The 1358-nt window shown below is 36.3% G+C and carries 1 protein-coding gene; it reads left to right on the top strand.

From position 1 onward, the window contains the following. Positions 1-116: 116 nt before the first annotated feature. Positions 117-1310, top strand: coding sequence for a saccharopine dehydrogenase family protein (locus HMPREF0083_RS12450; protein WP_021621750.1), 1194 nt, complete (start codon positions 117-119; stop codon positions 1308-1310). Positions 1311-1358 lie beyond the last annotated feature (48 nt).

Raw genomic sequence — 1358 nt, 5'->3', positions numbered from 1 at the left:
GCCTGGATGTCGTGACCGTCCTGCGCCACTATGCCATATGCCCATTTTTAGAGTTAAACAGAAAAATGCAAGAGTCTAGAAGCAAATAATAGTGAAGATTTAAGGAGAGGATTATTATGAAACTAGTTGTATTAGGTGGAGCAGGTTCTCAAGCACTTTATGGTATTAGAGATTTAATCAATCATGGTAGTACTTTTGATGAGGTAATAATTTCATCTCGTAATCTTGAAAAAAATAAGAAAATTGTAGAAGATCTTAACTCACCAATAGTGAAAGCAGCTGAAGTTGATGTTTCTGACGAAGAAGCATTATACGAACTTATAAAGGATTGTGATGTAGTTGCTAACTGTACAGGTCCTTATCATATTCTTGCATACAAGATTATAGAAACTTCAATTAAGGCTGGCAAACACTATATAGATTTCTGCGATGACATTGAAGCATTCAATGAAATATTTGAATCAGACTTGCCAAAGAAAGCTGAAGAAAAAGGTCTTAGTATGATAATGGGTCTTGGTGCAAGCCCAGGATTTCTATCAGTACTAGCATGTAGTGCAGAACAACGCTATTTCGATTCATTAAACGAAGCTATATTTTACTTTGCATGCGATGAGAAAGAACCAGGAGGCCCTGCAGTACTTGGACATATGTTAGAATGTGTACACAATGCTCCATATATTAAAAACGGAGAAAAATTAAATGAACCTTCATTCCGTGAAGAATGGGATTTCGATTTTGGAGAACCTTATGGTATCCGTAAAGTTACAAGAATAGGTCATCCTGAAGTATTTACATTCCCTAGATACTCATCAGGAATTCAAAACGTATCTGTAAGATTCAGCCTTGAACCAGTATCAGCATACGAAGGCTTTAAAGACCTTAGTTTAGCAGGACTTACATCCAATCATCCACTTGATATCAATGGTAATCCTGTATCACCTCGTGACTTTGCACTAGCCGTATTATTAGCACAAAAAGCAAGCAAACCAGCAATGACAGAAGAAGAACTTAGGGAATTTTTAAAGGGAGTTACTGCATGTGCAGCCACAGAGCTACACGGTGAAAAAGATGGTAAAAGTATGTCTTATGTAGGAAGAGTAGCAGGAAACATGGCTCCACTTACAGCAATACCACTAATCATCGGTGCCGAAATGTTAGCTAAAGATGAAATAACTAAAAAAGGTATCATGGTAGCTGAAGAAGCTATAGAAAATGCAGACAAATTTGTAAAAGAAACAGTAAAGAGAATCCGTGAAGATGGATTTAGATTTACTATTAGTGAAGAACTTACTGTTAGAGAAGTGTATTAATAAAACTTAGGGAATTTATCAAGGGTGTTGATTATCCAGTATGATCCA

Origin of the sequence: Aneurinibacillus aneurinilyticus ATCC 12856, assembly GCF_000466385.1 — a bacterium.
Classification (GTDB): Bacteria; Bacillota; Bacilli; order Aneurinibacillales; family Aneurinibacillaceae; genus Aneurinibacillus; species Aneurinibacillus aneurinilyticus.
This window is presented reverse-complemented; position numbering and strand designations above follow the sequence as displayed.